1 protein-coding gene is annotated in these 1,096 nt (G+C 63.3%); it reads left to right on the top strand.

Going from position 1 to position 1,096, the window contains the following annotated elements:
• A partial coding sequence (locus BOP96_RS29120; protein ID WP_073454715.1) for an ATP-binding cassette domain-containing protein occupies positions 1-1,096 on the top strand: 1,096 nt, incomplete at both ends.

Raw genomic sequence — 1,096 nt, 5'->3', positions numbered from 1 at the left:
CATCCAGCGGCACCGTGCAGATCGGCGCGCAGACCATGGCCTTCAAATGCGCCGCCGACAGCATCGCCAGCGGTGTGGCGGTGATTCACCAAGAGCTGCACCTGGTGCCGGAAATGAGCGTGGCCGAGAACCTGTTCCTCGGGCATTTGCCCACGCGCTTTGGTGTGGTCAACCGGAGCCTGCTGCGTAAGCAGGCCCTGGCGTGTCTCAAGGGGCTGGCCGATGAAATCGACCCCGACGAGAAACTCGGGCGCCTGTCCCTGGGCCAGCGCCAACTGGTGGAAATCGCCAAGGCGCTGTCTCGCGGCGCCAACGTGATCGCCTTTGATGAACCCACCAGCAGTTTATCGGCGCGGGAAATCGACCGCTTGATGGCGATCATCACGCGCCTGCGCGACGAGGGCAAAGTGGTGCTCTACGTGTCGCACCGTATGGAAGAAGTGTTCCGTATCTGTGACGCAGTGACGGTGTTCAAGGACGGCCGCTACGTGCGTACTTTCGAGGACATGAGCACGCTGACTCACGACCAGTTGGTGACCTGCATGGTCGGTCGCGATATTCAGGACATCTACGATTACCGCCCGCGCGAGCAAGGCGAAGTGGCGCTCAAGGTGGACGGCTTGCTCGGCCCGGGCCTGCGTGAGCCGATCAGTTTCCAGGTGCGCAAGGGCGAGATCCTGGGCCTGTTCGGGCTGGTGGGGGCGGGGCGTACCGAGCTGTTTCGCCTGCTCAGTGGGTTAGAGCGCGCCAGTGCCGGCAGCCTGGAACTGTGCGGGCACGCGCTGCAACTGCGCTCACCCCGGGACGCCATCGCCGCCGGGGTATTGCTGTGTCCGGAGGATCGCAAGAAAGAGGGCATCATCCCGCTGGGCAGCGTCGCTGAAAACATCAACATCAGCGCCCGTGGTGCCCATTCCACCTTTGGCTGGCTGTTGCGCGAAGGCTGGGAGAAAGGCAACGCCGACCGACAGATCCAGGCGATGCGGGTCAAAACGCCGAACGCGGCGCAGAAGATCCTGTACCTGTCCGGCGGCAACCAACAGAAAGCCATTCTTGGCCGCTGGCTGTCGATGCCGATGAAGGTCCTGCTGCTGGA

This window comes from Pseudomonas sp. FSL W5-0203, assembly GCF_001896155.1.
In the GTDB taxonomy this organism is placed as follows: Bacteria; Pseudomonadota; Gammaproteobacteria; order Pseudomonadales; family Pseudomonadaceae; genus Aquipseudomonas; species Aquipseudomonas paracarnis.
The sequence above is the reverse complement of the archived record's forward strand: the minus strand, read 5'-3'. Positions and strand labels throughout refer to the sequence as shown.